The organism is Mesorhizobium sp. P2_D5, from assembly GCF_056404355.1.
Genome location: NZ_JBFUEE010000010.1, coordinates 162362 through 185109 on the forward strand (window position 1 = coordinate 162362; position 22748 = coordinate 185109).

The following is a 22748-nucleotide window of genomic DNA, read 5'->3' on the forward strand; positions in this document are numbered from 1 at the left end:
CCGTCCAAGGCGAAGGCGGTCATATCCGCCGTCTTCGCCGTCAGGATCAAACCAACACCTCGGTCGTATCCCGGGTGGCCGCTATCGGCGGACCGGGAATGAGCGATGGGTCGTCTGGCAATTCCAGCGTCGAGATCTCCTCGTCGCTGTAAGCGAGCAGAGACGCGAAATGCCTGTCCTGATCTTCCCTGAACAAATCTCCGACGACGCCCCGCACCAAGCGCGGAATGCCGTAACGCATGCCGCTGATGGAGGCCGCCGACAACCCCATGCTGAGGGTCGCGCCATAGCTGAAATTATGAATGCGACGCAGATAAGGTGCCGCTCCGGGCCTGCGTTCCTGAAACTCAAAGCCCGCGCCCAGATAAGGCGCCTGCCCCAGGTGGGTGTCCGCCTCGTCCGCCGGCGGCGTGAAGACGTCGTTCCAGGTGGCGATGTCACTGGCAATGCCGGCAAGCTCAGGACGTAGTCGCAACGCATGGGATATTCCGGTGCCAACGATCAGGAAATCGAAGTGCATCCGCCCTTTGGGGGTATCGACGACGATCTCATCACCATCCAAAGCCACAGCAGTCCAGGCTGCGCCGGTGTGGAGCGAGAAGTTCGCATGGCGCTTGCAGCGCCAGAACGTGTCCTGTGGTGGCGGCTGGCTCACCGAAGTGACCTGACGCAGGAAGCGCCAGCGAGCCAGGTCGGGAAGCGACGCGAAGTGACCGAGAAAACCCGGGGTCTCCATCCATTTATGGACATTGACGCGTGGAAAGGCCTCCTTGCGAAGGCAGAGCGATACCTGTGCAGCCCCCTCCTCAAGCGCCATCGCCGCATTGTCGAATGCCGACGCCCCGTTTCCCAAGACCCCGAGACGGCGCCTGGCAAGAGCGCCGAAATCGATTGAATCAGCAGTGTGGGCGTAGCGGTCACGCGGCAGCGCTTCGCTCACCACCGATGGAACTTCCCATCGGCCGCTGCCGTCGAGGCCAGTACAAAGGATGAGCTTGCGTGCCAGGTATTCGTTGCCGTCAGCGGCCCGCAGAGAGAGCAGCGCCGCAGGCGCGGGCGCGATGTCGATTATGCGACTTTCGTTGCGCACCGGTATGCCCAGCACGCGCCGGTACCAGATCAGATAATCCTGCCACATACCGCGCGGAATCTTTGTGAGCCCGTCCCAGGCTGACCTGCCCCACTGCGCTTCAAACCAGGCGCGTGGCGACAGCGACGGATTGCCGAAGTCCAGCCCACTCAGCATCTTCGGGGTTCGCAGGGTGATCATCCGTGCGAAAGTCGTCCACGGACCCTCCTCCCCCTCGCGAGCCGCATCAAGCACGATGATATTCGTCACCTGTTCGCGCATGAGCCCATAGGCAGCCGCAAGCCCGCTCTGCCCGGCTCCGACGATCACAACGTCATAGACATGCCCCCTCGGCGACGTCGTCTCGGGCATCCACGGCCGGTTCGGGAAGTCTATGAAGGCATTCTGGCGCTTGACCAGGCTTTCGAGCTCCGCCAGACTCATATGCTACGCCCCCAGGCCAACCTGCCCCTCGCGCCATTTGCCGAAAAGACAATCAGCGCTATCGTGTCGAGATCAAAGGCGGATGGCTGTCTCATCGGCTCTCCAGGTGACCCGCGGTCGCCTCAGCACGCTGCGATCGCTCTTCAGAAGCCGAAATTAACGTGGCCGCCATGCGCTCGGCGATAGCATCGCGCGCACGACTTGTTGCGTCTCGGGGCTTGATGGGAGCAGTCGTCCAGCATAATCGCATCGAGCCATTCAAGGCTGGATCGCTATAAGGGCCCGGCAATTAATTTGGATCTGGCGTGGATGTTCGGCGCCTGTTTCGCGCCACTCGCTGCGCTGTTGTTGCGGGGCAATTCCGGCCTAATCGCCGCCGATGCCTACCTGCTTTCCGGGGCAACTTGCACGTTGCTTGCCCTGTGGATCGACGGTCTGCGTTCGGTCGCTGACCACAGAGTTGGCTGACCGGGACGTCGCGATTTGCACCTGCACCGTTTCGGGGAGCGCATTACCCCAGTCGTTCATCGCGTAGAGGACATCCCTAAGGGACATGCCCAAAGGGGTCAGTTCATAGACTACCCGCGGCGGAGTCTCGGCGAAAGCCGTGCGCGTCACCAGCCAATGCTCCTCGAAGCGGCGCAGGCGATGGCTTAGCGTGTGCGCGCTGATGCCCGGCAGGGCCTTCCGCAATTCTGTGAAGCGGCGCGGCCCGTTCAGCAGTTCGCGCACGATCAGCGTCGCCCAGGGACCGTCGAGGAGCAGCAGGAAGCGATCAACGCCGCACCCAGGAACGTTGATATCACTCATGCCAATTCGTTCCATTAGTGCATTGGACGTAACCGATGCAGATATTGCACCAACGATTAGCCAATGGCTACATCAATGAAGGAGTATCGAATGTTTCACGTTATCCACGGCGCGACCGGGGCCCAAGGCGGCCCGCTCTACGCGCGCCTGCTCGCCTCGGGCAAGAAGGCGGTTGCGGCGGTCCGCGCGCCCTCCAAAGCCAAAGGCAAGCCTGCCGTTACAGTCGACAATGAGTCGGTGGCATCGCTGATCGCCGCCTATCGCGGCACCGACGGGGTCTTCGTCCATCTCCCGCAGGCGCCCGAACCTGTTCGAGTGCAGCACGCCATGAACATCGTTGAAGCGATCAAGACCGCCAAGCCGAAGCGCGTCGTGATCTCGACCAGCGGCATCATAATTGACCAGCCCGGAACCCTCTTGCAGGCCCCGAAGGACAGCGCCATCGCGATCCTCTTGCGCGGTGTCGAGGAAACCGGCGTCTCCCATGCTGTAGTCGCGCCACGGCTCTATCTGGAAAACCTGCTGCTGCCGACGGTCTTCGAACCGGTGAAGGCCGAGGGCGTACTGCGCTACCCACTGCGCGCCGACTTTCCGGTCTCATGGAGTTCGCATCTAGACGTGGCCGAGGTCGCCGAACGGCTCCTCACCGACACTTCAGTGACCGGTGTCGTTGGCGTAGGCCAACTTCCCGGTCTCAAGGGCGCGGATCTCGCTGCGGGATTCTCGGCGCAATTCGGCGGCACCATCAGCTTCGACGCATTGACGCCGGAAGCGTTCGGCAAGCTGATCGAGCCGATGTTCGGCCCCGCCGCCGCCAATGTAGTTGGCTTCTACCAGGCACTTTCGCAGGTTCCAGACAATGTGATTTCCGAAGACACCAGCGCCCAGCGCCTGCTTGGGCTCACCCCACGTAGTATCAAGGACTGGCTAGCCGATATGCTGGCCCGATAGGATCTCGTCGCCCGCAGGTCCCTGCTTTTCTTGACTTGCGGGCGTCGCTTCTACCAGTCGCTGAATATGGAACTACCAAGCATTCAAAATAAGCCACGCACTTCTTGAGAAGGGATGTGGAGCCATCCCCGGGTATCCCTCAGCGAGGTGTCTGATCGCTTAATCTCGTACCTGGGATCCAAAATTTGCGCGATGCTGGCCGGGGCTGGTGCCAAAAGATTTACCAAACCGCCGCAAGAAAGTTGCCTCATTCCCAAAACCGCATCGGGCGGCGATATCTTTCATGGGATAATCGGTATTGAGAAGCAAATGGCGCGCCGCCTCCAGGCGCAGCGCTTCAACCACCTTACTTGGTGTGTGTCTCGTATGACTGCGATAATGCCGCAGGAAACTGCGCTCGCTCATGTTCATACGCGTTGCGAGCACAGGGATCGACAAGTCTTCAGCAAGATTGGCACTCATCCAGGCATGAAGGTCGGAAAAACGACCGCTCTCGGATTGCAATGTGAGGGGAACACTGAATTGCGCCTGGTCGCCCGGTCGCTTCAAAAACATTACAAGGTTGCGGGCAATTTCGAGCGCCACAGCCTGTCCAAGATCCTGTTCGACCATTGCAAGCGCGAGGTCTATTCCCGCGGTCACGCCGGCAGATGTCCAGATATGACCGTCATTGACAAAGATGGGGCCACGTTTGACGATCACCTTGGGAAAACGGCGCTCAAGGTCGTCATAGGACTGCCAGTGTGTCGTTGCCCGGCGCCCATCAAGCAGCCCAGCAGCAGCCAATGCAAAGGCTCCGGTGCATACTGACGCGAGCCTGCTCGCCTTTTTGGCATGCACCTCGAAAATCGACTTGAACCCTTCACCCTCGCAAAAGGCATGAATGCCCGGTCCACCCGGCACAATCAGTGTGTGCGGCGGCGCAGTATCCTCGCTTAAGGCGTCGGTATGAATGGAAATGCCGGCGGGCATGTCCACAGGACCAGCAGGCGAGACGACAGAGACATCATAAGGCTGATGAGGCCCATCGACGACGAGGTTTGCGGTGAGGAACACATCGAGCGGCCCGGAAATATCCAGAAAACTCATCCTGGAGAAAGCAATGAGTTGCAACGACTTCGTTGGTGGCATGAGTGGACCTTTGTTCCGCGATGGCCTCCCCATAAGCGACATGGGACGCTTGGTTGATCAGTACCGATTTTGGCGGAAATCGTCAATTTATTGTCGTTTACGCCAAACGGCATGTCACTAAGCTGCGGACTGCAAAAGGATGTTTGAGGAGTGGAGTCCAAAGTGAACGAGATTGCAGATCGCCCCATCAAGGTGGGCGTGCTTATTGAGCCTGGGGTTTTGTTGATGGACGTGGTTGGGGTCCAATCGGTTTTGGGATTCTCATCGGGCGTTGAGCTTTACCACGTGGGAAAGACCAAGGAGTTGATCCGTGCATGGGGCGACCTTCCGCTGGCCGCAACCACGACATATGCAGAGTGCCCGCAGTTGGACGTTCTTGTGGCGGGAGCCATGGCGCCGCAGGTATATTCAGATCCGCAAACCATTGCCTTCGTTCAAGAGCAGGCCAAGCATGATCCCTACTTTATCGGGATTTGCGCTGGCGCCCTGCTATTTGGCGCCGCTGGTTTGTTGCAAGGCAAGCGCGCAACAACCAACTTTCAATGTATCGATCGCCTGGCTGAGTTCGGCTGCGACGTTGTCGAGGGCGGTTCAGTGGTTGAAGACGGCAAGCTGTTCACCGCGGGTCCTGCGACTGGTGGTTTTGAGGCAGCTCTCCTCGTTTTGTCTCACCTTCGGGGTGAACATGCCGCCAAGTTGCAGGAACTCAACGTCGAATACCACCCTAAGGCAGTCTTCGGCGTCGGCACGGCAGAATTGGCCGGGCCGGAGCTTGCGGAAGAAGTCAAAGCTTTCGGCAAGGGCTTCTTCTCGCTATGCGTAGATGAGGCAGTTTCGAAATATCAACCACGGCCAGACTCCGGTCGGTCTGCTGCGATGTAACTACGCGAGGACTTTCGTCGAGCTGTAGCGCAATACTGCAGCAGTTCGACGGGTCACCTATCGATTGCGTAGCGGCTGCGACTGAATCGACCACAAACCCAGCAGAAGAGAGAGAAACCATTGGCTAATGCAAAAACGGCGCAGACTCGAGCATTCGAGTTCATCAATCCTGCCGGCCTCTATGACCCGTCGGCTTACGGCTATTCGCATGTTGCCCGGCTCGGCACGGAAGCCCGCATTGCATTCATAGCTGGGCAAGGCGGTGAAACGCCGGACGGGTCACTTTCACCTGACTTTCGTCTTCAGGTACGGCAAGCTCTCGAGAATCTTGCGGTCGCTGCGGCCGCAGTCGACGCCAATCTGCAGAGCGTCGTCAAACAAACGATGCTGGTCGTCGATCACGATGAGAAGAAGCTTCACATTCTCGGCGAGGAGTTCGCACGTGCCTATGGTCCTGGCATGATGCCGACGGCGACGCTGATCCCGGTTCCGCGCTTGGCCCTCGACGGCATGCTTTTCGAGGTGGAAGCGACGGTGGCTGGCTGACTAGCTGTGGATGCCGAGCGGCTGACGGGTGGTTTTGAGCCGACTGCCACGTGGATGTAGGCCTTGTGGGGCAAGCATCCAACGAAAGCGCATGAAGCAATGGTCAGTCTGCTATCGGCACCCATCCGAGCTGGCGGGCGCGAAATTTCAAGCATTGGAAAGGACTGACCATGACGACGCTTCTGGTGTTTGAATTCGGGTTCCCCGGGCCGTGGGGCGAAGAGATGGCCCGTGTGCTAGATGGATTGGCCTTGGATATCGCCAATGAGCCCGGGCTGCGTCGAGCACGCGCAAACGTATACAGAGAAACATTCCGCGCGCTTGAAGGATTTCGGCATCACCGACATCGACGCCCGCTCGTACGGCGTCAACGAATCGCTGTCCATGGCCACCCGGAGGCGATGAGCGATATGCAGATGATTGCGTGGTGCGAGACAACACGAAGCGGCGCCGCGCTAACTGCCTGCGTCATCGAGAACGAGGATCTTTGGCTGACGATAAGCACAGGCGTGAACGGCCGCTGCCTTTGGCTGCCGAGTAGTCCTGCGGTTGATCTCACGGGTTATTGAGGATGATCCGGCGGTGCCATTTCGAGAGCATCTATCAATCCGAGGCGGTCGCCTCCGGCACCGCGCTTGGACGGCGGGCGACACGACATGCCGCGCCGAGCGACGTCTCGCTGCCCAGGCGCCTTTCGAACAATGGCGATGTCTCGGCGCGGTATGTCGTGGAGGCCGCGCGGACGGGTGATGCGGCGGCTCGCCAACTGGTCGAGGCCGAAGCCAAGTGGCTCCGCATACCTCTTGCATCTCTATTCGCCCGACCTGATCGTGATGGGCGGCGGCCTTTCCAACGGCTTCGACCTCCTGGCGCCGACGATCCGGGCGACCGTCGAGGAGCGCGCCATGCAAACCTATCGCGACGTGCCGATCGTGCGGGCCGATCTCGCCGCCTGGCTCGCCAAATAGTCACCTCGCTATCCGCGCCTGACAGGCTGGGCCGAGGATGCCACCGCATAGCCCTGACCTTCTTCAGGCTGCCAAGACAGCACCATCTGCCTTTGATGCAGCCAGGATCGCTTGTCACACAGCAGAACCTGAGCCGTCTCGAAATCGATGACCGGCCCACGAAGGCTGTGGCGTCCAAAGCGAGTTTCGGCAGGCGGCCGGATGGTTGTCGTCTTGCGCGACTGACGAGAACGGCACAGGCGTGATGCGTGCCCCGAGCGGTGGGAACACCATCTCCCCCGGCCGTTTCGGCGGGAACGTTGGTGTTTGGGCATGTGATATTTCCGTTGGTTCAATGATGAGCGGATCGGAGGGCGGCGAGTGAGTCCGGGATGGCTTGCCAGTCGGGTTTGCCGGGTGCGAAACGCGCCCTTAGATAGCCCACGAGGTCAACCAGATCGGCATCATGCAGCACGCCGCCGAAGGCCGGCATCGCCATGACGCCGAAATCACCCGCGTCTGTCCTGAGCGGCGAGGCTGCCGGCGCGAACACGCCTTCCAGGACGGCATGGAGCAGATTGTCCGGCGCGTCGGCATGCAGATTGGTGTTAAGGGCAAGCGACGTGATGGGCGACGTTTCCGAGTGACAAGTCTCGCAAGCGCCGGCAAACAGGCGCGCACCCCGAGGAAAAGCCACTGCCGCGTCCGGTGCGGCCAAATTTGCGGCGGCGATGATGCTCTGGACCGACGCGCCAGTCGCCGACGTTTGACCGCCAACGTTGAAGCTCGCGAGGTAGACCGCCATCGCTCTGATGTCCGCATCCGGAAGCGGTGCCATCGAATCGATCACATGAGCCATCGGCCCTCCCGCCGCTCCGTGCKCGGCGGAATGCCCGGTCCGCAGATAATCGTAGAAAGCCCTTTCGTTCCAGGTTACGGGCGAAAAGGATTTCGCCGTAAGCGCATGCGCGTACCAGCCGTCTGCGGCGCCACCAGCAAGATGCATTGACCCCTTGATCTCTCCGCCGATGGCATTGCGCGGCGAATGGCAGGCGCTGCAGTGGCCAAGCCCTTCCACCAGTTCCGCGCCCCGGTTCCACGCGGTATCGCGGGTGGGATCAGCCGGTGCCGGCGACGACGACAGGAAAAGCGCGTTCCACCCGGCCATTAATGGCCGCATGCCAAAGGGAAAACGCAGCTGTGTTTGCGGTGCTTTCGCCGCTGTCGCCGGCTGGGCCATCAGATAGGCATAGAGCGCCTCGAGATCGGCTTCGCTTGTTTTGGCAAAGGATGTGTAAGGATGTGCCGGATAGAGGTGATGTCCGTCGCGGGCGACGCCCTGGCGCATCGCCCGGGCGAAAGCCGGATAGGACCAACTGCCAATGCCGGCCGCTTCATCCGGGGTGATGTTGGTGGCGTAGACGATACCGAAAGGGGTTTCGAGAGCCCTACCCCCCGCGAACGGCCTGCCGCCGGCGCCGACATGGCAGACGTTGCAGGCGCCCACCGCAGCCGCCAGTCGGCCACGCTCGATCGTCGCAGGCGAAAAGACGTCGGGCAGCGGACGCACCACCGGGGCTATGGCCGCATTGAATGGAAAAATCCCCGCGCCGAGGGCGACGGCGCCGGAAAGGGCGCCGGCGAGTGGCCAGGCGAACCTCAGACTCGAACGTTTGGCCGTTCGCCTGTTTTCGTTCGACGGCGGCGGGGTCGGCAGCGGATTCAAGGCAGCGCGCACGCGTTCCGGCGTCAGCGGCAGCTCGCGAAATCGCACGCCTGTGGCGTCGAAAACCGCGTTGGCAATGGCGGCCGCACTCGGCACCGAGGCGGACTCGCCGGCGCCCAGCGGCGGCTCGTCGGGGCGTGGAATCATCAGCACGTCGATGTCCGGCACCTCGGGAAAGCCGATGATCGGATAGGCGCCCCACTCAAGGGCGGCGACAGCGGTGGATGAGAAATTGACCTCTTCCTTGAGAACCCGGCTGGTCGACTGGATGACGTTGCCATGGATCTGGTGACGCACGCCGTCAGGGTTGATGACCGCGCCTGTGTCCTGCCCGCAGACCACTTTGGTCACGGCGATCTCGCCCGTCACCTTGTTCACCGCCACGTCGGCGACCCAAGCTGCCCAAGCCGCCGCCTTCCCGGGGAAAGGACCATGGACATAGACAGCATAAGCAAAGCCGCGCCCGTACAGAATGTCGCCCTCGTGGCCATGCGTGCCCGGCTTGATGTGGGGCTTCCATCCGGAGCGCTCGGCCACGGCTCGGACCAGATCGATCGCGCGCGGATCGGTGAGATAGCGCAGGCGGTATTCCACGGGATCGACTTGAGCCGCCGTAGCCAACTCGTCGATGAAGGATTCATGCGCAAAGCTGTTTGGGAGCGCCGAAACGCCACGAAACCACGAGGCGCGAGCCAGCGGCGGCATATCGTGGACAGTGACACGCAGATTGCCGAATGCGTAGGGAGGAACAGCTGTGCGATCTCCCATCAGCGCGACTTCGGAGACCGGCGAGACCTTTCCGGTCAGGATCAGCGGAAGGGTTGGTGCCAGATTGGACGGATAGCGGGTTTCGAAGTCATAGGCAGCCGCACCACCCTCCTCGTCCAGGCCGCCGCGCACGTCGATGATCTGCGCGGCACCCTTTGGCTCCCACGCGTGTTCCTGCTCGCGGGTAAGTTGGACGCGCACCGGCCGCCCGACTGCCCTGGACATTAGAGCGGCGTCAGCAGTTACGTCGTCAGCGCAGTTGCGTCCATAGCATCCAGCGGCTTCCAGCCGTTCGACGACGATCCGCTCTTCCGATATGTCGAGAAGTTTTGCCAGGTCGGTGCGCATCGGAAATGGGTTCTGCGTGCCCGACCAGACGGTCAGGCCGTCGTCGCGCCAGTCGGCGACCGCACAGGACGGTCCGATCGAACCATGCATCTGGTAAGGCCAGACATAAGTGCGCTGCATCGGCTCGGCTGTCGCGCCGAGGCCGCGTTCAACATCTCCTCGATCGGCCAGCTTTCGGGCTGTCGATGGATTCCCGCGCAAGGCTGCCTCGGGCGTATTGAGGTCGGGCATATCGGGGGAGCTGCGCCACTCCACCTTGAGACTCTGCATTGCCTCGATGGCCTGCTCCTCGCGTGCCGCAACCACGCCGACGAAGTCGCCTATCACCACCACCGCCACCATCCCCGGCGCATCTGCGACCGAGTTCTCATCCACCGAAATCAGGCTGGAGCCGACATGAATACCGGAGTCGAAACCGGCATAAGGCGGCCTGACGACGCGGCCGTGCAGCATGCCGGGCAGTCGCACGTCGTGGACATAGGTGAACCTGCCGGTGACCTTGGCTGGTATATCGCTTCGCGGCTGGGAACGGCCGACGATCCGGTATTGCGCCGCCCGCTTTACGGGTGCGCGCTGATCGATGAACAGGCGCGTGTTGCCGCCTGCGATGAGATGACCAAAGGTAACGAAGCGGTTTTCTTCCGAATTCGCCGCGCGGATCACGCCGTCCTCGATGACCAGGTCTTCCGCCTTCATGGCAAACCGCGCGGCAGCCAGTTGCAGTAGATGGGCGCGGGCGGTCGCAGCGGCAGCTCGCAGCGGCTTTGCGGTGATCTGGATGGTTTCGCTGGCAATCGTCGCGCCCTGATCCGGTGCGGCCGCGGTCGATCCAAGCACCATCCGGACGCGTTCGAATGGAACGTCCAACTCCTCGGCCACGATCTGGGCCAATGCGGTGCGGATCCCGGTGCCTAGATCGACATGACCGTTGAACGCGGTGACACGGCCGTCCGCGTCGAGCGCAAGGAACAGTTCGTCGTCCCTGCCCGCCAAAGAATTTGGGCGCAGAACCAAAAGCGTATCGGGACCTTTCAGATAGGTCGCGACAGACCGATCACGCGGACCGGTCATGAAGCCGCCTCTTCGACGTTCGCGACCGCGACCTTGGATGTGGCGAGCGCCGCTTCGCGCACGGCGGCAAGGATTTCGAGATGCGTGCCGCAGCGGCAAAGATGGTGACGCAGGGCGGTTCGAATGGCGGTCTCATCGGGACTGGAATTGCTTCTGAGCAACGCCACAGCGGCGACAATCATGCCGTTGATACAGTAACCACACTGAGCGGCGTTGTTTGCGATAAACGCGGCTTGTACGGGATGCGGGTGCTGCGGCGTTCCGAGCCCTTCCAATGTGGTGATGGGCCGGCCGGTGATCGCGCCGACCGGCACCGTACACGAGCGAACCGCGGTATCACCGACGAGGACCGCACAGGCTCCGCACTCAGCAAGGCCGCAACCGTATTTTGGGCCATTCAGGCCGAGGTCGTTTCGCAACACGAGGAGGAGCGGCGTCGACGGTGCGACGGAGACCTGGACTGCCAATCCGTTGACGTTCAGCGCAATCAAGGCCGCCATCCTGACTTGCTGAAACCTGCAATCACTATGGCGTACTTCAGTCGTTCGGGTCTGTATCGTCGCCGAGCAGGCGAAGCGTGTGGAGAAGTGCCATACGCTCGGCAGGATTGAGGGGCTTCAAGGTCAGTTCGGTGACATCTCTCGCATGAGGCACGACAGCTTCCAGCAATTGCAGACCGGCGGCCGTGATGGAGACGATTACCTTGCGCGCATCCGCGCCGTCCTTCGAAAACGCGATCAAGCCGCGATTCTTCAGCCTGTCGATGATCCCGCGAATTGTGCCCTGATCGACGCTTGTTGCCTTCACGAGTTCGCCTTGCGACTGAGGGCCGCTGTCCTTTAGCGCACACAATGTCGAAAATTGAACTGCCGTCAGCTGCGGATCGCCGGCATTCGCCTGAAAGATTGCGAGATGTCGCTGATAGGCCCGCCGAAGCAGGTAGCCGACCTGGTCCGTGAAAACATAGCGATCCGCATTCTCGATGCGATCCGCTTGGTTTGGCCTGTGATCCGGCACCGCGTGTCCCACTCCAAAGTCGTAGCATCCGACGCATGCATAAAACGCCGTCGTCGCGCAATGCAAGACAGCTTCCGCTGCTTTCATATTCGATTTCCGGGCCACATTGCCCGACAGTCTGTTGGAAGCCGGACCTGCGGGGATCAAGGCGCGGTTGCCCGCGTCCCGTCCTTTTTGTCGGGCCGCAAGCCGCACCAGAGTCCCATCGTGAACGTGCCAAAAAAAAGCGCATACACTATAATACTCGGTTTGCAGATTGTGTCAAAGGCGGCGTACGCGGCGAAACTCTTCCTCTGATTCCTCATTTTCCGATTGACATTTACAGTGTGTACTCTCTAAATGTGCGGATTGTCGCAGTTGTGATCTCATACGGGAGGGTCGACAAGCCCATGCCAATCCAAACGCAAATTGCCGTCATTGGCGCTGGCCTCGGAGGCGCCGCCGCCGCCGCCCTTCTTCAGCAAGCCGGCTTTCAGGTCGATGTATTCGAACAAGCGCCCGCATTCTCACGCATCGGCGCCGGCATCCATATGGGTCCCAATGTCATGCGGGTGTTTCGTCAACTCGGGATGGACGACGCTGTCGTCGCCATGGGATCGAAGCCCGATTTCTGGTTCAGCCGTGACGGGCGCTCCGGCGAGTATCTTTCCCGAATTCGGCTCGGCGCGTTCGCCGAAAAAGAGTATGGCGCTCCTTATGTGACCGTCCATCGCGGCGATCTGCACGCGCTCCAAGTGTCGCTGTTGCGCCCAGAAAACCTGCACTTCGGCAGGCGGCTGGACGCGGTGACGGACAGTGGCGCCGGCGTCGAACTCAGCTTCGCCGACGGCACTCGGGTCACGGCCGACATCGTTATTGGCGCCGACGGCATCAATTCGAAGGTCCGCGAAGCTCTGCTCGGCGAGGAAAAGCCAAACTACAGCGGCTGGGTCGCCCACAGGGCGGTGATTTCGTCCGACAAGCTGAGACGCTACGGCCTCGACTTCGAAGATTGCGTGAAATGGTGGTTCGAGGACCGCCACATGATGGTCTACCACACCACCGCGGACCGCAGTGAGTACTACTACGTCACCGGCGTTCCCCACCCGGCCTGGGATTTCGACGGGGCGTTCGTACCGTCGAGCCGCGAGGAGATGCGGCAATCCTTTGCCGGTTGCCATCCGGTCGTTGAAGCGCTGATCGACGCCAGCGACGAGGTCACCAAATGGCCGCTGCTCAACCGCAAACCATTGCCGGTCTGGAGCGAGGGGCGGATGGTGCTGCTCGGCGATGCCTGCCACCCGATGAAGCCGCATATGGCGCAGGGTGCGGCCATAGCGATCGAGGACGCGGCCATGCTGGCGCGGTGTCTCGGCGAGACCGGGACCGGCAACCACGCATCGGCCTTCGCCCTCTACGAAGCAAACCGCAGGGATCGCGCCTCGCGCGTACAGGCGGTTTCCAACGCCAATACCTGGCTGCGCAGCCAGGAAGACCCGGCCTGGGTGTTCGGCTACGACGTCTATGAGACGCCGCTGCAGAGCAGCGAGGCGGCGCAGTGAGCGCGGCAACGGTCACAGGCGCCAATGTCGCAGCCAACGGCATCCGCCAGCACTACCTGCATTATCTCGGCGCGGGAGCGCCGCTGGTGCTGGTGCCGGGCATTACCAGCCCGGCAGTGACCTGGGGTTTCGTCGCCGAAAGGCTCGCCCGTGAATTCGACGTTTACGTCGTCGATGTGCGCGGCCGGGGCTTGTCGCAATCAGGCCCCGACCTCGACTACCGCCTCGACAGCCTGGCCGACGACCTCTCGGGTTTCATCGCAGCACTCGGTCTTTCCGGCGTGACGGTGCTCGGTCATTCCATGGGCGCACGCATCGCGGTCCGTGCGGCGAAGCGCAACCCAGCCGGCATGGCGCGGCTGCTGCTGGTCGACCCGCCCGTCTCGGGTCCGGGCCGCCGCCCCTACCCTTCGAAGCTTGCCTGGTATGTGGATTCAATACGACAGGCGGAAAAGGGCATGGACGCAGAAGCGATGCGCACCTTCTGCCCGACATGGAGCCGCGAGCAGCTCGCGCTCAGAGCCGAGTGGCTGCACACTTGCTTTGAGCCCGCCATCGTGACGGCCTTCGAAGGCTTTCATACCGACGACATCCATCGCGATCTGCCTGGGCTTCCCATCCCCGCCGGCCTGATGGTGGCGACGCGTGGCGGCGTCATCGAACCTGCCGACGAGTTGGAAATTCAGTCGCTCATTCCCGGCATCTGCATAGAGCGGGTAGCCGATGCCGGGCACATGATCCCCTGGGACAATTTCGAAGGGTTTCTGGCCGCGGCTGACCGGCTGCTCGGAACCGCTCTGGCAGCGAGGAAAGCGGGATGACCACGAAACCGTTCCGGATCGGCCAGATCGTGCCGAGTTCCAATACGACCATGGAAACCGAGATTCCGGCGATGCTTTTGGCGCGCCAAGGCATCCGGCCCGAGCGTTTCACCTTCCATTCGAGCCGCATGCGCATGAAGACGGTCAGCAAGGACGAACTGGCTGCCATGGACGGCGAGTCTGACCGCTGCGCCGCCGAGCTTTCGGATGCCCGCGTCGATGTGCTGGGCTATGCCTGCCTTGTCGCCATCATGGCGACAGGGCTTGGCTATCACCGCCAGTCGGAAGCGCGGCTGCGCGGCCGCACGCAGGAGAATGGCGCCGACATCCCCGTCGTCACCAGCGCCGGCGCGCTGATCGACGGGCTCAAGGTGCTGAAGGCCAAGCGCATCGCGGTCGTGGCGCCCTACATGCGGCCGCTGACCGAACTCGTGGTCAACTACATCCGTGAGGAAGGTTTCGAAGTCGCCGACTGGCGCGCGCTGGAAATCCCCGACAATCTCGACGTGGCGCGCCACGATCCGGAAAATCTGCCCGGCATCGTTGCCGGCATGAACCTCGAAGGTGTCGATGTGGTCGTGCTGTCGGCTTGCGTGCAAATGCCGTCGCTGCCCGTCGTCGCCAAGGTCGAAGCCCTTACCGGGAAACCAGTGCTGACGGCGGCGGTCGCCACTACTTACGGCCTGCTGAAGGCGGTCGGCCTCAAGCCGGTCGTTCCCGGCGCCGGCGCGCTGCTTTCCGGCGCCTACTGAGGGAGGCGGGCATGACGCAGCCGGTAATTCCTATAGAGGCCGAAACGCAGGCGGCAGCCGACAACTACAGCGGCGTCTGGGGTCACCGCATCGGCTTCGGGCGCAAGCCGGCTCTGCTGCTGATCGACTTCATGAAAGCCTACACGACCCCCGGCGCCCCTCTCTTCGCGCAGGGCGTGGTAGAGGCCGTCGCACGCACACCCGAGCTGCTGGCGGCGGCGCGCCAGGCCGGCATGCCGGTGATCCACACCAACATCCTCTACCACGCGCCGAACTGCGCCGACGGCGGGATCTGGGTCAAGAAGGCGCCGGTGATGGCAGCCTTGGTCCCCGGCAGTCCGCTGGCCGAATTCTGCGACGGCGTCGAACCGTTGCCGGATGAACTGGTCGTCACCAAGCAGTATGCCAGCGCCTTCTTCGGTACCAGCCTGGCGCCGATGCTGCATGCCGACGGGGTCGACACGGTCATACTCGCCGGCTGCTCGACCAGCGGCTGCATCCGGGCAAGCGCCGTGGACGCGGTCCAGCACGGCTTCCGAACCATCGTGGTCAAGGATTGCGTTGGCGACCGGCATGCCGGGCCGCACGAGGCCAACCTGTTCGACATCGATGCCAAATATGGCGACGTCGTCAGCCTGGAGGAGGCCCTGGACGAAATCGGGCGCGCCGGCAGACGGCGCGCAGGCAGAGCACATGACTGAAACGCATGAACTGGGCCGCGACGACGCCCGTATTGCAAAAGGAGATTGCTGGATGGACCGCAACGTTCTGACTGAAATCTGCCTGCACCAGCTCACGCTCAGCGGCGTGCATGAAGGTGAGAAGGTCATCGTGCTGTCGCAAGGCAGCGAGCGGCTCGACTATGCCGACGCCTTCCTCGCCGCCGGCCAGCGCCTCGGCGCACGCATGTATCACATGCGCCTGCCCGCGCCGCTGCCCGGCAATGGTGCCTGGGCCGTCGGCGAGACCGGCCTGGCGGCCAATCCTGAGGCCGTCGAAGCCCTGAAGCGGGCCGACATGGTCGTCGACCTCATCTTTCTTTTGTTCAGCCCGGAGCAGATGGCGATCCAGGCTGCGGGCGCGCGCGTTTTGACGGCGGTCGAACCCGCGCCGCTGCTTGCCAGGCTGCTGCCGACCAAGCAATTGCGCGAGCGCGTAGAGGTCGGTGAGGCGCTTCTATCGAAGGCCAAGACCATACGCATCACGTCCCCCCATGGCACCGACGTGATCTACAGGCTTGGCGTCTATCCGACGGTCGGCGAATACGGCTATACCGACCAGCCGGGGCGCTGGGACCACTGGCCGGCCGCCTTCGTCTTCACCGGCGGCGCCGACGACGGCGTCGACGGCAAGATCGTGCTGGCGCCTGGCGACGTGCTTTTGCCGTTCAACACCTACGTGCGCGAGCCGGTCGTCTACACGATCGAAAAAGGCTTCGTTCAGGATATCCGCGGCGGCCTGGAGGCCGAACTCATCAAATCCTATATGGGTGAGTTCAAGGACCCGCGCGGCATGGGCATGAGCCATGTCGGCTGGGGGCTCGATCATCGGGCGCAGTGGCACGGCCTGACGCAATTTCCCGGCGGCATGGGCATGGAGCTGCGCTCCTTCTACGGCAATGTAATGTTTTCGACGGGCCCGAACAACGAACTCGGCGGTCCCAACGACACCGCCTGCCACCTCGACATTCCGATGCGTGGCTGCAGTCTTTTCCTGGATGACGAGCCGATCGTTGTGGACGGAGACATCGTCATCAAGGAAATGCAGCACCGCCAATAGACGAGACTGCCGGCACCCGATCGGCCCCAAGGCCTGAGGCTTATCTATATGCGATGTGAAGCATGACTCGTAGTCTGAATTGGGGACGGAAGCGGACCGGACGCTGCGAGCAAAGGCGTCCAAATGCGAACTCTCAGTTCGATGCGAGCTGCGTCGTGGGTGACTAATCCAGACTCCATCGCTGCTTCAGAACCGAGTAGAATGCTCTGCCGGTTGAGGCGACTTCAAGCTCTGGCAAGAGCATTCAGGGTCAGCTGGAAGTCGTGCCGCAGTCTCCAGCGCAACACGCGAGGCTGTCATGGAAAGGCTCGGCAACACATCCTCCTGCAGCAATTTCTGGCGATTGCGGTCCATATAGTCGTTGAAACCGGCCGTGACGAACGCAAGAGGCACGAAACACGCGCCAATCTCGCGCGACAAGGTCGCCTCTGGGGCGATCGAGTGGTTGAGCACGTCCGCTCCCATGTTTCGATACGCCAGAGCTTCGGCGGGAGTTGTCAGTCGCGGCCCGTAGCAATGGGCAGCGACCAACTGCTGTTCGATGCCATGGACGCGGCATTCGGCTGGCCAATGGCGCCGAGCGGTCTCGGCCAACAATGCCGCACATCTTGGACATACGATCTGCTTGCCCGAGCAGTCGAAACTCTGGCGGCCGGGAAGCAGTGAAAACGGGGTCTGCGACAGTTCGATGATATCGGCGTTCACCACCATGTCGCCGGGCTGGATCGCCTTGTTGACGGCGCCAACAGTCGAGCAGGCCAGCACTTGCCTTACACCCGCTTTCATCAAGACCCAGAACGCTCGGCGATGACAGGAATGGTCGATATGGTCGCGGGGATTCCCGTGCGAATACATGCACAGGGCATGTTTCGTTTTGCCCTCGACGGTAATCGACGCATCGAATTCGAGAAGCTTCCAGTTGTCGGAACGACCGAAAGGCGTTTCAAAACTCATGTCGCGTCGCAAGGTGCGCACACCCTCGAATTCGACATCTTCCGGGAAGGCAAGCCCCCAGTTTGCCGAGCCGGTGATGATGGCCAACCCTACCTGAGGGATGTCCGTTGACTGATCCGCCGGAGCACCGGCCACGTGATGATTTGCAGGCATGTTTCCAGTCTCGGTCAGGATTTTTGGCGAAGGGTCACGATCAGGACAACGACCACGACGATGACGGTCCACAAGGTCGAAATCGCCGCAATGGTCGGGTCGATCTGATCGCGCAGAGATATGAACATGAGCTTCGGCAGCGTGCTGTTTTGACCACTCGAAACGAAGATCGAAATCACAGACTCGTCCAGCGAAGTCAGGAAGGCCATCAACGTGGCCGACAGCAGACTGATCTGAAGCTGCGGGACAATTATGCCGCCAATGGCTCTCGCCCAGTTCGCGCCTAGGCTGCGTGCCGCCTGAACCTGGTTCCAGTCAAAGCGGGCCAAAGCGGGCAACAACACAATGCAGGCGACCGGGATGGCCAGCACCACATGTCCGACCAGGACACCGAACAGCGTTCCGACCAGACGTTGGGCGGCCAGAACAAAGAAGAGACCGATCGCCAGCAGGATGCCCGGCACGATGGACGGCGTAAGCAGAATGCCCTGAATGGTTACGGCGGCTTTTCCGCCGAGCCTGTTTATCGAGATGGAGGCCAGCAGCCCCAGGGGCACTGCGATCATCGCCGTCAATGTCCCAAGGATCAGGCTCGTCCTGAGTGCGGCCATCCATGTCGCCGAACCGAAGAAATTCTCGTACCAGCGCAGTGAGTATGCGCGCGGTGGGAACTCGAGAAGATTGGACGCCGAAAAGGACAGCGGAACGACGACCAGCGTCGGCAGCATCAGGAACGCCATTACGAGCGCGCAAAAGCTCCACAGGAGGATGCGGGCCAGCCGGTTGTCCGGATAGGCTTCAAGCATGGGCCGTACCGAATTTGTTGCGCGCCATCAGTCGGCGCGCCGCCAGGAACATCACCCCCACCAACGCCATAAGAACTAGGAGCAGAATGCCCAGGACGCTCGCCGAGCCCCAATCCTGGAAGGTCGACAGCGTGCGCTCGATCCGGGTGGAAAGAGGATTTACCTTGCCGCCGCCAAGCACAGCCGGCGTGATGAAAAACCCTATGGTGTAGATGAAGACGATGATCGAACCCGAGAAGATGCCGCCGGCCGAAAGGGGCAGAATGACCGTGCGGATCGTTTGCCCGAGCGTGGCGCCCATGCTCGCCGATGCGCGGACGAGGTTTGCGTCGATATCGCGCATCGCGGCATAAACAGGCAGCAGAAAGAGCGGCAGCATGTAGTGGACCATGCCGATCAGCGTTCCCGTGAAGTTGTAGACCAGCGGCAATGGCTCAGCTGTCAGGCCTGAGCCCGTCAAAGCCGCGTTGATCAGGCCATCGCGCCGCAACAGCACCAGCCAGCCATAGGTGCGCACCAGAATGGAAGTCCACAACGGCAGCATGACGAAGGCCATCAGCAAATTGGCCACCCTTGGTCTGGCGCTGGCTAGGGCGAGCGCCAAGGGGGTGCCGAGAAGAATGCAGAACGCCAGCGTCCCAAAGGACAGCTCAACGGTTGTCACGAGTGCCGACCATGTCAGTCCGCTCGACAGCACCTTCTCGTAATTGCCGACGGTGTATTCGCCCCCTGTGGTCAGGAAGGATTGCCGGATGATCCAGACGATGGGCAGGATCGCCGCCAGTCCAACGATGAAAAGCGCGGGCAGTGAAAGCGAGAGGAAGAACCGCCGCTCGCGTCGTGCGTCTGCCGCGAGCGCAGGATCGACAAGGACGGTCACGCTACCGCTCCCGGTATGGCGTGAACTTTCGCTGCTGGTGCATAGGCGGTCACCCGCTGACCGGTGGCAAGTTCGGCGCAGCCACTGGCCAGCGCCGCCGGAATGCAGACAAGGACTTCTTGGCCGCCGTCAAGCGCCAGCGTCAAAAGCCAGTTCTCACCGCGAAACGCCTTGGCGCGCAGCGTTCCCTCAAGCGCCACCCCGTCTCGCCCGACGAGCTTCGCATCAAGATGGAAGCTCTCCGCGCGGATCATCAGGGTGTCGCGTGACGCATCGGCGCCGTCCATTCTGCGCACCGATCCAGGGGCCACAATGTTGGCCTCACCCATGAACTCCGCGACAAAGCGGGTCGATGGACGATCATAAATCTGCTGTGGCGTGTCGATCTGCTGAATGCGGCCGGAGTTCATCACCGCAACCCGGTCTGACATGATCAGTGCTTCGCGCTGATCATGCGTCACATAGATGGTGGTGATCCCGAGATCGTCGTGCAGACGCCGGATCTCGTACTGCATGGTTTCGCGCAGATTCTTGTCGAGCGCCGACAGCGGCTCGTCCATCAGCATCACGCGTGGCTCAAAGACGATCGCCCGCGCCAACGCTACCCGCTGGCGCTGGCCGCCGGACAATGCGGCAATGTCGCGCTCCGCCAGACCGTCCAGCTTCACGCGGGCCAAGGCGTCAAGCGCCCGCTGGCGGGCCTCGGCTTTCGGCACCTTACGCAGCACCAGCGGATACTCGACATTTGCCAGGACGTTCATGTGGGGAAACAGGGCATAGTTCTGGAACACTATGCCGATGTCGCGCTTGTTGGGGGCCAGGCGGGTGATGTCCCGATCGTCCAACAAAAGTTTACCGGAATCGGGCCGGACAAAACCGGCCAGAGCCATGAGCAGCGTGGTCTTGCCCGATCCGGACGGCCCCAGCAGCGTCAGGAATTCGCCAGCCTGAATGTCGAGCGAGACATCGTCCAGCGCGACGTAAGATCCGTAGGTCTTGCGCACGCTGTCGATGGTGATCGGGAGCGACTTCATCATGTGCTTCAGCCTTAAAGCTGAGACTCAGCGGGCCATCATCTCATCGAAGGCTTTTTGGGCAGCCTCGCCATTCTTGACCCACCAGTCCGCATTCGAAAACACCGAAGTGCCGGCATTTTCAGGCGCGGTCGCAAGGGTCTTCAGACGGTCCTCGGGAATAAGGCCACCCTCATAGCCAGCAGGATTTACAGGGCCATAGGCGATGAAGTCGGTCAGCTTCGCCACGCGCGCGGGCTGTGTCATCGCTGCTATCAGCTTCATGGCCGCTTCCTTGTTCGGCGCTCCCTTCGGTACTCCGAGACAGTCGGTGCCAATGACGGAACCCTTGAACGTGTAGTCGGCCGCGCCGCCATCTTTTTTCACAGTCTCTGCCCGTCCGTTCCAGGTGATGACCAGATCCGCTTCGCCGTCTTTCAGCAACTGCGCGGACTGCGCTCCCGAGGTCCACCACACGGCGACATTTGGTTTGATCGCTTCAAGCCGCTTGATGGCGCGATCCAGACCCTCCGGCGTGCTGAGCACGGAATAGATGTCCGCCGGCGCCACGCCGTCGGAGAGCAGTGCGATCTCGATCGAGTCCTGCGCATTGGCGCGTAGCGCGCGACGGCCCGGGAATTTGGCGACATCCCAGAACTCCGCCCAGGTCTTCGGCGGGTTCTCGCCATAGGTCTTGGTGTTCCACGACAAGACGGTGCCATAGGAGTCGAACGGATAGCAGTAGTCGGACTTTGCACCGGCCGGCACGGAGTTGGGATCGATGATCTTGTAGTCAAGCGGCTCAAGCAGCGACTGCGCAGCCGCCTGCGCGCCCTCCGGTGAGCCCAGGTGAATGACGTCGGTCGTGACCGCACCCGAGGTGACCTGCATCTTCAGGGCGGCCAGGCCGTCGCTTAGGGTCTCCTCGCGGACATCATAGCCAAGCTCTTTTGCAGCGGGAGCCCACATGGCTTCCTTAATGGCGTTACCATAGTCGCCGCCAGCGGTCGTGATGGTGACCGTCTGGGCATGGACGGGCAAGGCAGCCGAGATTGCGAATGCTGTTAAGGAAATGCGTAGCCAGGACATAGGTTCTCCTCCCTTTAAATGGCGCTAAAAAGAGCCATCTTTTCTAATCGTAACGTTACGGTTGCACTTAATCGAAACCAGAGTCAAGATGCTTCCGTGAAGGAGTTTGAATTGACCGGGACATCGAATCCGGTAACGTCACGAACGCTCCAGCAAATTTCAGCCAACGCTTTTCGCAGACAAAAGTCAGGACAGAATGGCCAATCTAAAACAGATCGCGGCGGAACTGTCCCTCTCGGTTACCACGGTATCCCGCGCACTGAAGGATGGGCCGGAAGTTCATCCCTCGACCATCGCTCGCGTCAAGGAGGTGGCGAAGCGGGTTGGCTATGTGCCAAATCATCATGGCTTCGCGCTCAAAACTGGCCGCACGCTGACGATGACGGCAATATACCCGATGGAGACACAAGACCATCTGTCCGATCTGTTGAAGATCCCCTTGATCGAAGGCATGACGCTGGCGGCGCGGCAAGCGGGTTATAGTATGTCCATCTATTCCACGACTCCCGACGACGATCCCATTGAGAGTGTGCAACGGCAGCTTCAGGCGCGCAGCACTGATGGACTGATCATCACGCGCATGGTGTCAAGCGATCCGCGCGTCAAGTTGCTGCTGGATCAAGGCATGCCATTTGTCGCGTTCGGAAGAACCGACCTGGACGTCGCCTATCCTTATGTCGATATCGACAACGAACAGATTGCCTACGAGGCGACCCGACAGCTCATGGACAAGGGCTGTCGACGCATTGCGCTGCAACTTCTCGTTCCGGGGGACCAGGCGAGTGCCATGCGTCTTTCTGGGTACGAACGGGCAATGGCCGAGGCTGGTATTCCGATCGACCAGTCGCTGATCGGCCATGGCATGTTCACGATGGAGTCGAGCGCTGCCTGGTTCGATCGCTTGCTGGGGTCGTCAGATCCGCCAACAGGCTTGGCATGCGCCAACGAACTGGGCCTTCTCGGGGCGTTGCACGTTCTTGGCAGAAGAGGTCTTGTGCCAGGGAGCGACGTCCACATCGTCACTCGTGACAGCACGCGGCTTGCGCGCTTCCTGCCAGCGAGAATTGGCGTTCATTCCGTCGACATGACCGGGGTCGGACGTATGCTCGTCGAAGTGCTTGAGAGGCGGATCACAAATCCGGTCGGACCGGTGGAGACAATCTTGTTCAAAGGTCAATTCGACCCTGGCGAATAGTCGGACCCGAGAAGTCGGGAGACGCGTCAAGGGCGCTAGCTGGGCGAGAAAGGGA

At 61.5% G+C, this 22748-nt stretch carries 22 protein-coding genes; 11 read left to right on the forward strand and 11 right to left on the reverse strand.

Annotated features, from left to right (window positions below; translation table 11 throughout):
• Positions 1 to 46: 46 nt before the first annotated feature.
• The gene (locus AC1DYW_RS30740; protein WP_477228677.1) at positions 47 to 1513 is read right to left on the reverse strand and encodes an FAD/NAD(P)-binding protein; all 1467 of its coding nucleotides are present in this window, start codon (positions 1511 to 1513) and stop codon (positions 47 to 49) included.
• A gap of 366 nt (positions 1514 to 1879) precedes the next feature.
• Complete coding sequence (locus AC1DYW_RS30745) at positions 1880 to 2323, reverse strand: winged helix-turn-helix transcriptional regulator (RefSeq protein ID WP_441940292.1); 444 nt, start codon at positions 2321 to 2323, stop codon at positions 1880 to 1882.
• 90 nt (positions 2324 to 2413) lie between these two features.
• Here AC1DYW_RS30745 and AC1DYW_RS30750 point away from each other — a divergent pair, with 90 nt between their 5' ends.
• Positions 2414 to 3274, forward strand: a complete 861-nt coding sequence (locus tag AC1DYW_RS30750) for an SDR family oxidoreductase (protein ID WP_477228678.1) — start codon at positions 2414 to 2416, stop codon at positions 3272 to 3274.
• 159 nt (positions 3275 to 3433) lie between these two features.
• Here the strand turns inward: AC1DYW_RS30750 and AC1DYW_RS30755 are convergent, their stop codons facing one another.
• On the reverse strand, positions 3434 to 4405 hold the full coding sequence (locus tag AC1DYW_RS30755) for a GlxA family transcriptional regulator (RefSeq protein ID WP_477228679.1): 972 nt from the start codon (positions 4403 to 4405) through the stop codon (positions 3434 to 3436).
• A 162-nt stretch (positions 4406 to 4567) separates the two neighbouring features.
• Between AC1DYW_RS30755 and AC1DYW_RS30760 the strand changes: the two genes are divergently transcribed.
• The 4 genes from AC1DYW_RS30760 (at position 4568) to AC1DYW_RS30775 (ending at position 6801) form a co-directional block, all read left to right on the forward strand.
• Positions 4568 to 5287, forward strand: coding sequence for a DJ-1/PfpI family protein (locus tag AC1DYW_RS30760; RefSeq protein ID WP_477228680.1), 720 nt, complete (start codon positions 4568 to 4570; stop codon positions 5285 to 5287).
• Between the two features lie 120 nt (positions 5288 to 5407).
• Positions 5408 to 5833, forward strand: coding sequence for a RidA family protein (locus AC1DYW_RS30765; RefSeq protein WP_477228681.1), 426 nt, complete (start codon positions 5408 to 5410; stop codon positions 5831 to 5833).
• Positions 5834 to 6003: 170 nt separating this feature from the next.
• Positions 6004 to 6402 carry a hypothetical protein gene (locus AC1DYW_RS30770; RefSeq protein WP_477228682.1) on the forward strand — a complete coding sequence of 133 codons (399 nt, stop codon included), beginning with the start codon at positions 6004 to 6006 and terminating at the stop codon, positions 6400 to 6402.
• A 180-nt stretch (positions 6403 to 6582) separates the two neighbouring features.
• Positions 6583 to 6801, forward strand: a complete 219-nt coding sequence (locus tag AC1DYW_RS30775) for a hypothetical protein (RefSeq protein WP_477228683.1) — start codon at positions 6583 to 6585, stop codon at positions 6799 to 6801.
• Between the two features lie 331 nt (positions 6802 to 7132).
• On the opposite strand, the gene AC1DYW_RS30780 is transcribed toward AC1DYW_RS30775, so the two are convergent.
• From AC1DYW_RS30780 to AC1DYW_RS30790, 3 genes are read right to left on the reverse strand one after another with little or no spacing between them, the layout of a single operon-like run.
• On the reverse strand, positions 7133 to 10693 hold the full coding sequence (locus AC1DYW_RS30780) for a molybdopterin cofactor-binding domain-containing protein (protein ID WP_477228684.1): 3561 nt from the start codon (positions 10691 to 10693) through the stop codon (positions 7133 to 7135).
• Positions 10690 to 11193, reverse strand: a complete 504-nt coding sequence (locus AC1DYW_RS30785; RefSeq protein WP_477228685.1) for a (2Fe-2S)-binding protein — start codon at positions 11191 to 11193, stop codon at positions 10690 to 10692. The genes AC1DYW_RS30780 and AC1DYW_RS30785 overlap by 4 nt, the downstream gene beginning before the upstream one ends.
• Positions 11194 to 11230: 37 nt before the next feature.
• Complete coding sequence (locus AC1DYW_RS30790) at positions 11231 to 11710, reverse strand: MarR family winged helix-turn-helix transcriptional regulator (protein WP_127262868.1); 480 nt, start codon at positions 11708 to 11710, stop codon at positions 11231 to 11233.
• Between the two features lie 389 nt (positions 11711 to 12099).
• On the opposite strand from AC1DYW_RS30790, the gene AC1DYW_RS30795 reads away from it, so the two are divergent.
• Genes AC1DYW_RS30795 through AC1DYW_RS30815 form a run of 5 tightly spaced genes read left to right on the forward strand, consistent with a single transcriptional unit; the run spans position 12100 to position 16603 of the window.
• Positions 12100 to 13251 carry an FAD-dependent monooxygenase gene (locus AC1DYW_RS30795; RefSeq protein WP_477228686.1) on the forward strand — a complete coding sequence of 384 codons (1152 nt, stop codon included), beginning with the start codon at positions 12100 to 12102 and terminating at the stop codon, positions 13249 to 13251.
• Positions 13248 to 14072 (forward strand): alpha/beta fold hydrolase, encoded by an 825-nt coding sequence (locus tag AC1DYW_RS30800; protein WP_477228687.1) that lies wholly within the window; start codon positions 13248 to 13250, stop codon positions 14070 to 14072. Before AC1DYW_RS30795 ends, AC1DYW_RS30800 begins: the two co-directional genes overlap by 4 nt.
• Positions 14069 to 14824, forward strand: a complete 756-nt coding sequence (locus tag AC1DYW_RS30805) for a maleate cis-trans isomerase family protein (RefSeq protein WP_477228688.1) — start codon at positions 14069 to 14071, stop codon at positions 14822 to 14824. The genes AC1DYW_RS30800 and AC1DYW_RS30805 overlap by 4 nt, the downstream gene beginning before the upstream one ends.
• Before the next feature lie 11 nt (positions 14825 to 14835).
• Positions 14836 to 15525 carry an N-carbamoylsarcosine amidohydrolase gene (locus AC1DYW_RS30810; RefSeq protein WP_477228689.1) on the forward strand — a complete coding sequence of 230 codons (690 nt, stop codon included), beginning with the start codon at positions 14836 to 14838 and terminating at the stop codon, positions 15523 to 15525.
• A 52-nt stretch (positions 15526 to 15577) separates the two neighbouring features.
• Positions 15578 to 16603 (forward strand): 2,5-dihydroxypyridine 5,6-dioxygenase NicX family protein, encoded by a 1026-nt coding sequence (locus AC1DYW_RS30815; protein ID WP_441940270.1) that lies wholly within the window; start codon positions 15578 to 15580, stop codon positions 16601 to 16603.
• 186 nt (positions 16604 to 16789) lie between these two features.
• Here the strand turns inward: AC1DYW_RS30815 and AC1DYW_RS30820 are convergent, their stop codons facing one another.
• From AC1DYW_RS30820 to AC1DYW_RS30840, 5 genes are read right to left on the reverse strand one after another with little or no spacing between them, the layout of a single operon-like run.
• Positions 16790 to 17710, reverse strand: coding sequence for a phosphorylase family protein (locus AC1DYW_RS30820; RefSeq protein ID WP_441940268.1), 921 nt, complete (start codon positions 17708 to 17710; stop codon positions 16790 to 16792).
• A 14-nt stretch (positions 17711 to 17724) separates the two neighbouring features.
• Positions 17725 to 18516 (reverse strand): ABC transporter permease, encoded by a 792-nt coding sequence (locus tag AC1DYW_RS30825; protein ID WP_441940266.1) that lies wholly within the window; start codon positions 18514 to 18516, stop codon positions 17725 to 17727.
• Positions 18509 to 19396 (reverse strand): ABC transporter permease, encoded by an 888-nt coding sequence (locus AC1DYW_RS30830; RefSeq protein WP_441940264.1) that lies wholly within the window; start codon positions 19394 to 19396, stop codon positions 18509 to 18511. The genes AC1DYW_RS30825 and AC1DYW_RS30830 overlap by 8 nt, the downstream gene beginning before the upstream one ends.
• Positions 19393 to 20430, reverse strand: a complete 1038-nt coding sequence (locus AC1DYW_RS30835) for an ABC transporter ATP-binding protein (RefSeq protein WP_477228710.1) — start codon at positions 20428 to 20430, stop codon at positions 19393 to 19395. The genes AC1DYW_RS30830 and AC1DYW_RS30835 overlap by 4 nt, the downstream gene beginning before the upstream one ends.
• 27 nt (positions 20431 to 20457) lie before the next feature.
• The gene (locus tag AC1DYW_RS30840) at positions 20458 to 21498 is read right to left on the reverse strand and encodes an ABC transporter substrate-binding protein (protein ID WP_135883150.1); all 1041 of its coding nucleotides are present in this window, start codon (positions 21496 to 21498) and stop codon (positions 20458 to 20460) included.
• 196 nt (positions 21499 to 21694) lie between these two features.
• On the opposite strand from AC1DYW_RS30840, the gene AC1DYW_RS30845 reads away from it, so the two are divergent.
• Positions 21695 to 22693, forward strand: coding sequence for a LacI family DNA-binding transcriptional regulator (locus tag AC1DYW_RS30845; RefSeq protein ID WP_477228690.1), 999 nt, complete (start codon positions 21695 to 21697; stop codon positions 22691 to 22693).
• Positions 22694 to 22748 lie beyond the last annotated feature (55 nt).

Excerpts from the sequence above, each read along its gene's own strand:
- AC1DYW_RS30740 (WP_477228677.1), bottom strand. The coding sequence starts at position 1,513 with ATGAGTCTGGCGGAGCTCGAAAGCCTGGTCAAGCGCCAGAATGCCTTC.
- AC1DYW_RS30745 (WP_441940292.1), bottom strand. The coding sequence starts at position 2,323 with ATGAGTGATATCAACGTTCCTGGGTGCGGCGTTGATCGCTTCCTGCTG.
- AC1DYW_RS30750 (WP_477228678.1), top strand. The coding sequence starts at position 2,414 with ATGTTTCACGTTATCCACGGCGCGACCGGGGCCCAAGGCGGCCCGCTC.
- AC1DYW_RS30755 (WP_477228679.1), bottom strand. The coding sequence starts at position 4,405 with ATGCCACCAACGAAGTCGTTGCAACTCATTGCTTTCTCCAGGATGAGT.
- AC1DYW_RS30770 (WP_477228682.1), top strand. The coding sequence starts at position 6,004 with ATGACGACGCTTCTGGTGTTTGAATTCGGGTTCCCCGGGCCGTGGGGC.
- AC1DYW_RS30775 (WP_477228683.1), top strand. The coding sequence starts at position 6,583 with ATGCGGCGGCTCGCCAACTGGTCGAGGCCGAAGCCAAGTGGCTCCGCA.
- AC1DYW_RS30785 (WP_477228685.1), bottom strand. The coding sequence starts at position 11,193 with ATGGCGGCCTTGATTGCGCTGAACGTCAACGGATTGGCAGTCCAGGTC.
- AC1DYW_RS30795 (WP_477228686.1), top strand. The coding sequence starts at position 12,100 with ATGCCAATCCAAACGCAAATTGCCGTCATTGGCGCTGGCCTCGGAGGC.
- AC1DYW_RS30805 (WP_477228688.1), top strand. The coding sequence starts at position 14,069 with ATGACCACGAAACCGTTCCGGATCGGCCAGATCGTGCCGAGTTCCAAT.
- AC1DYW_RS30810 (WP_477228689.1), top strand. The coding sequence starts at position 14,836 with ATGACGCAGCCGGTAATTCCTATAGAGGCCGAAACGCAGGCGGCAGCC.
- AC1DYW_RS30815 (WP_441940270.1), top strand. The coding sequence starts at position 15,578 with ATGGACCGCAACGTTCTGACTGAAATCTGCCTGCACCAGCTCACGCTC.
- AC1DYW_RS30820 (WP_441940268.1), bottom strand. The coding sequence starts at position 17,710 with ATGCCTGCAAATCATCACGTGGCCGGTGCTCCGGCGGATCAGTCAACG.
- AC1DYW_RS30825 (WP_441940266.1), bottom strand. The coding sequence starts at position 18,516 with ATGCTTGAAGCCTATCCGGACAACCGGCTGGCCCGCATCCTCCTGTGG.
- AC1DYW_RS30835 (WP_477228710.1), bottom strand. The coding sequence starts at position 20,430 with ATGAAGTCGCTCCCGATCACCATCGACAGCGTGCGCAAGACCTACGGA.
- AC1DYW_RS30840 (WP_135883150.1), bottom strand. The coding sequence starts at position 21,498 with ATGTCCTGGCTACGCATTTCCTTAACAGCATTCGCAATCTCGGCTGCC.
- AC1DYW_RS30845 (WP_477228690.1), top strand. The coding sequence starts at position 21,695 with ATGGCCAATCTAAAACAGATCGCGGCGGAACTGTCCCTCTCGGTTACC.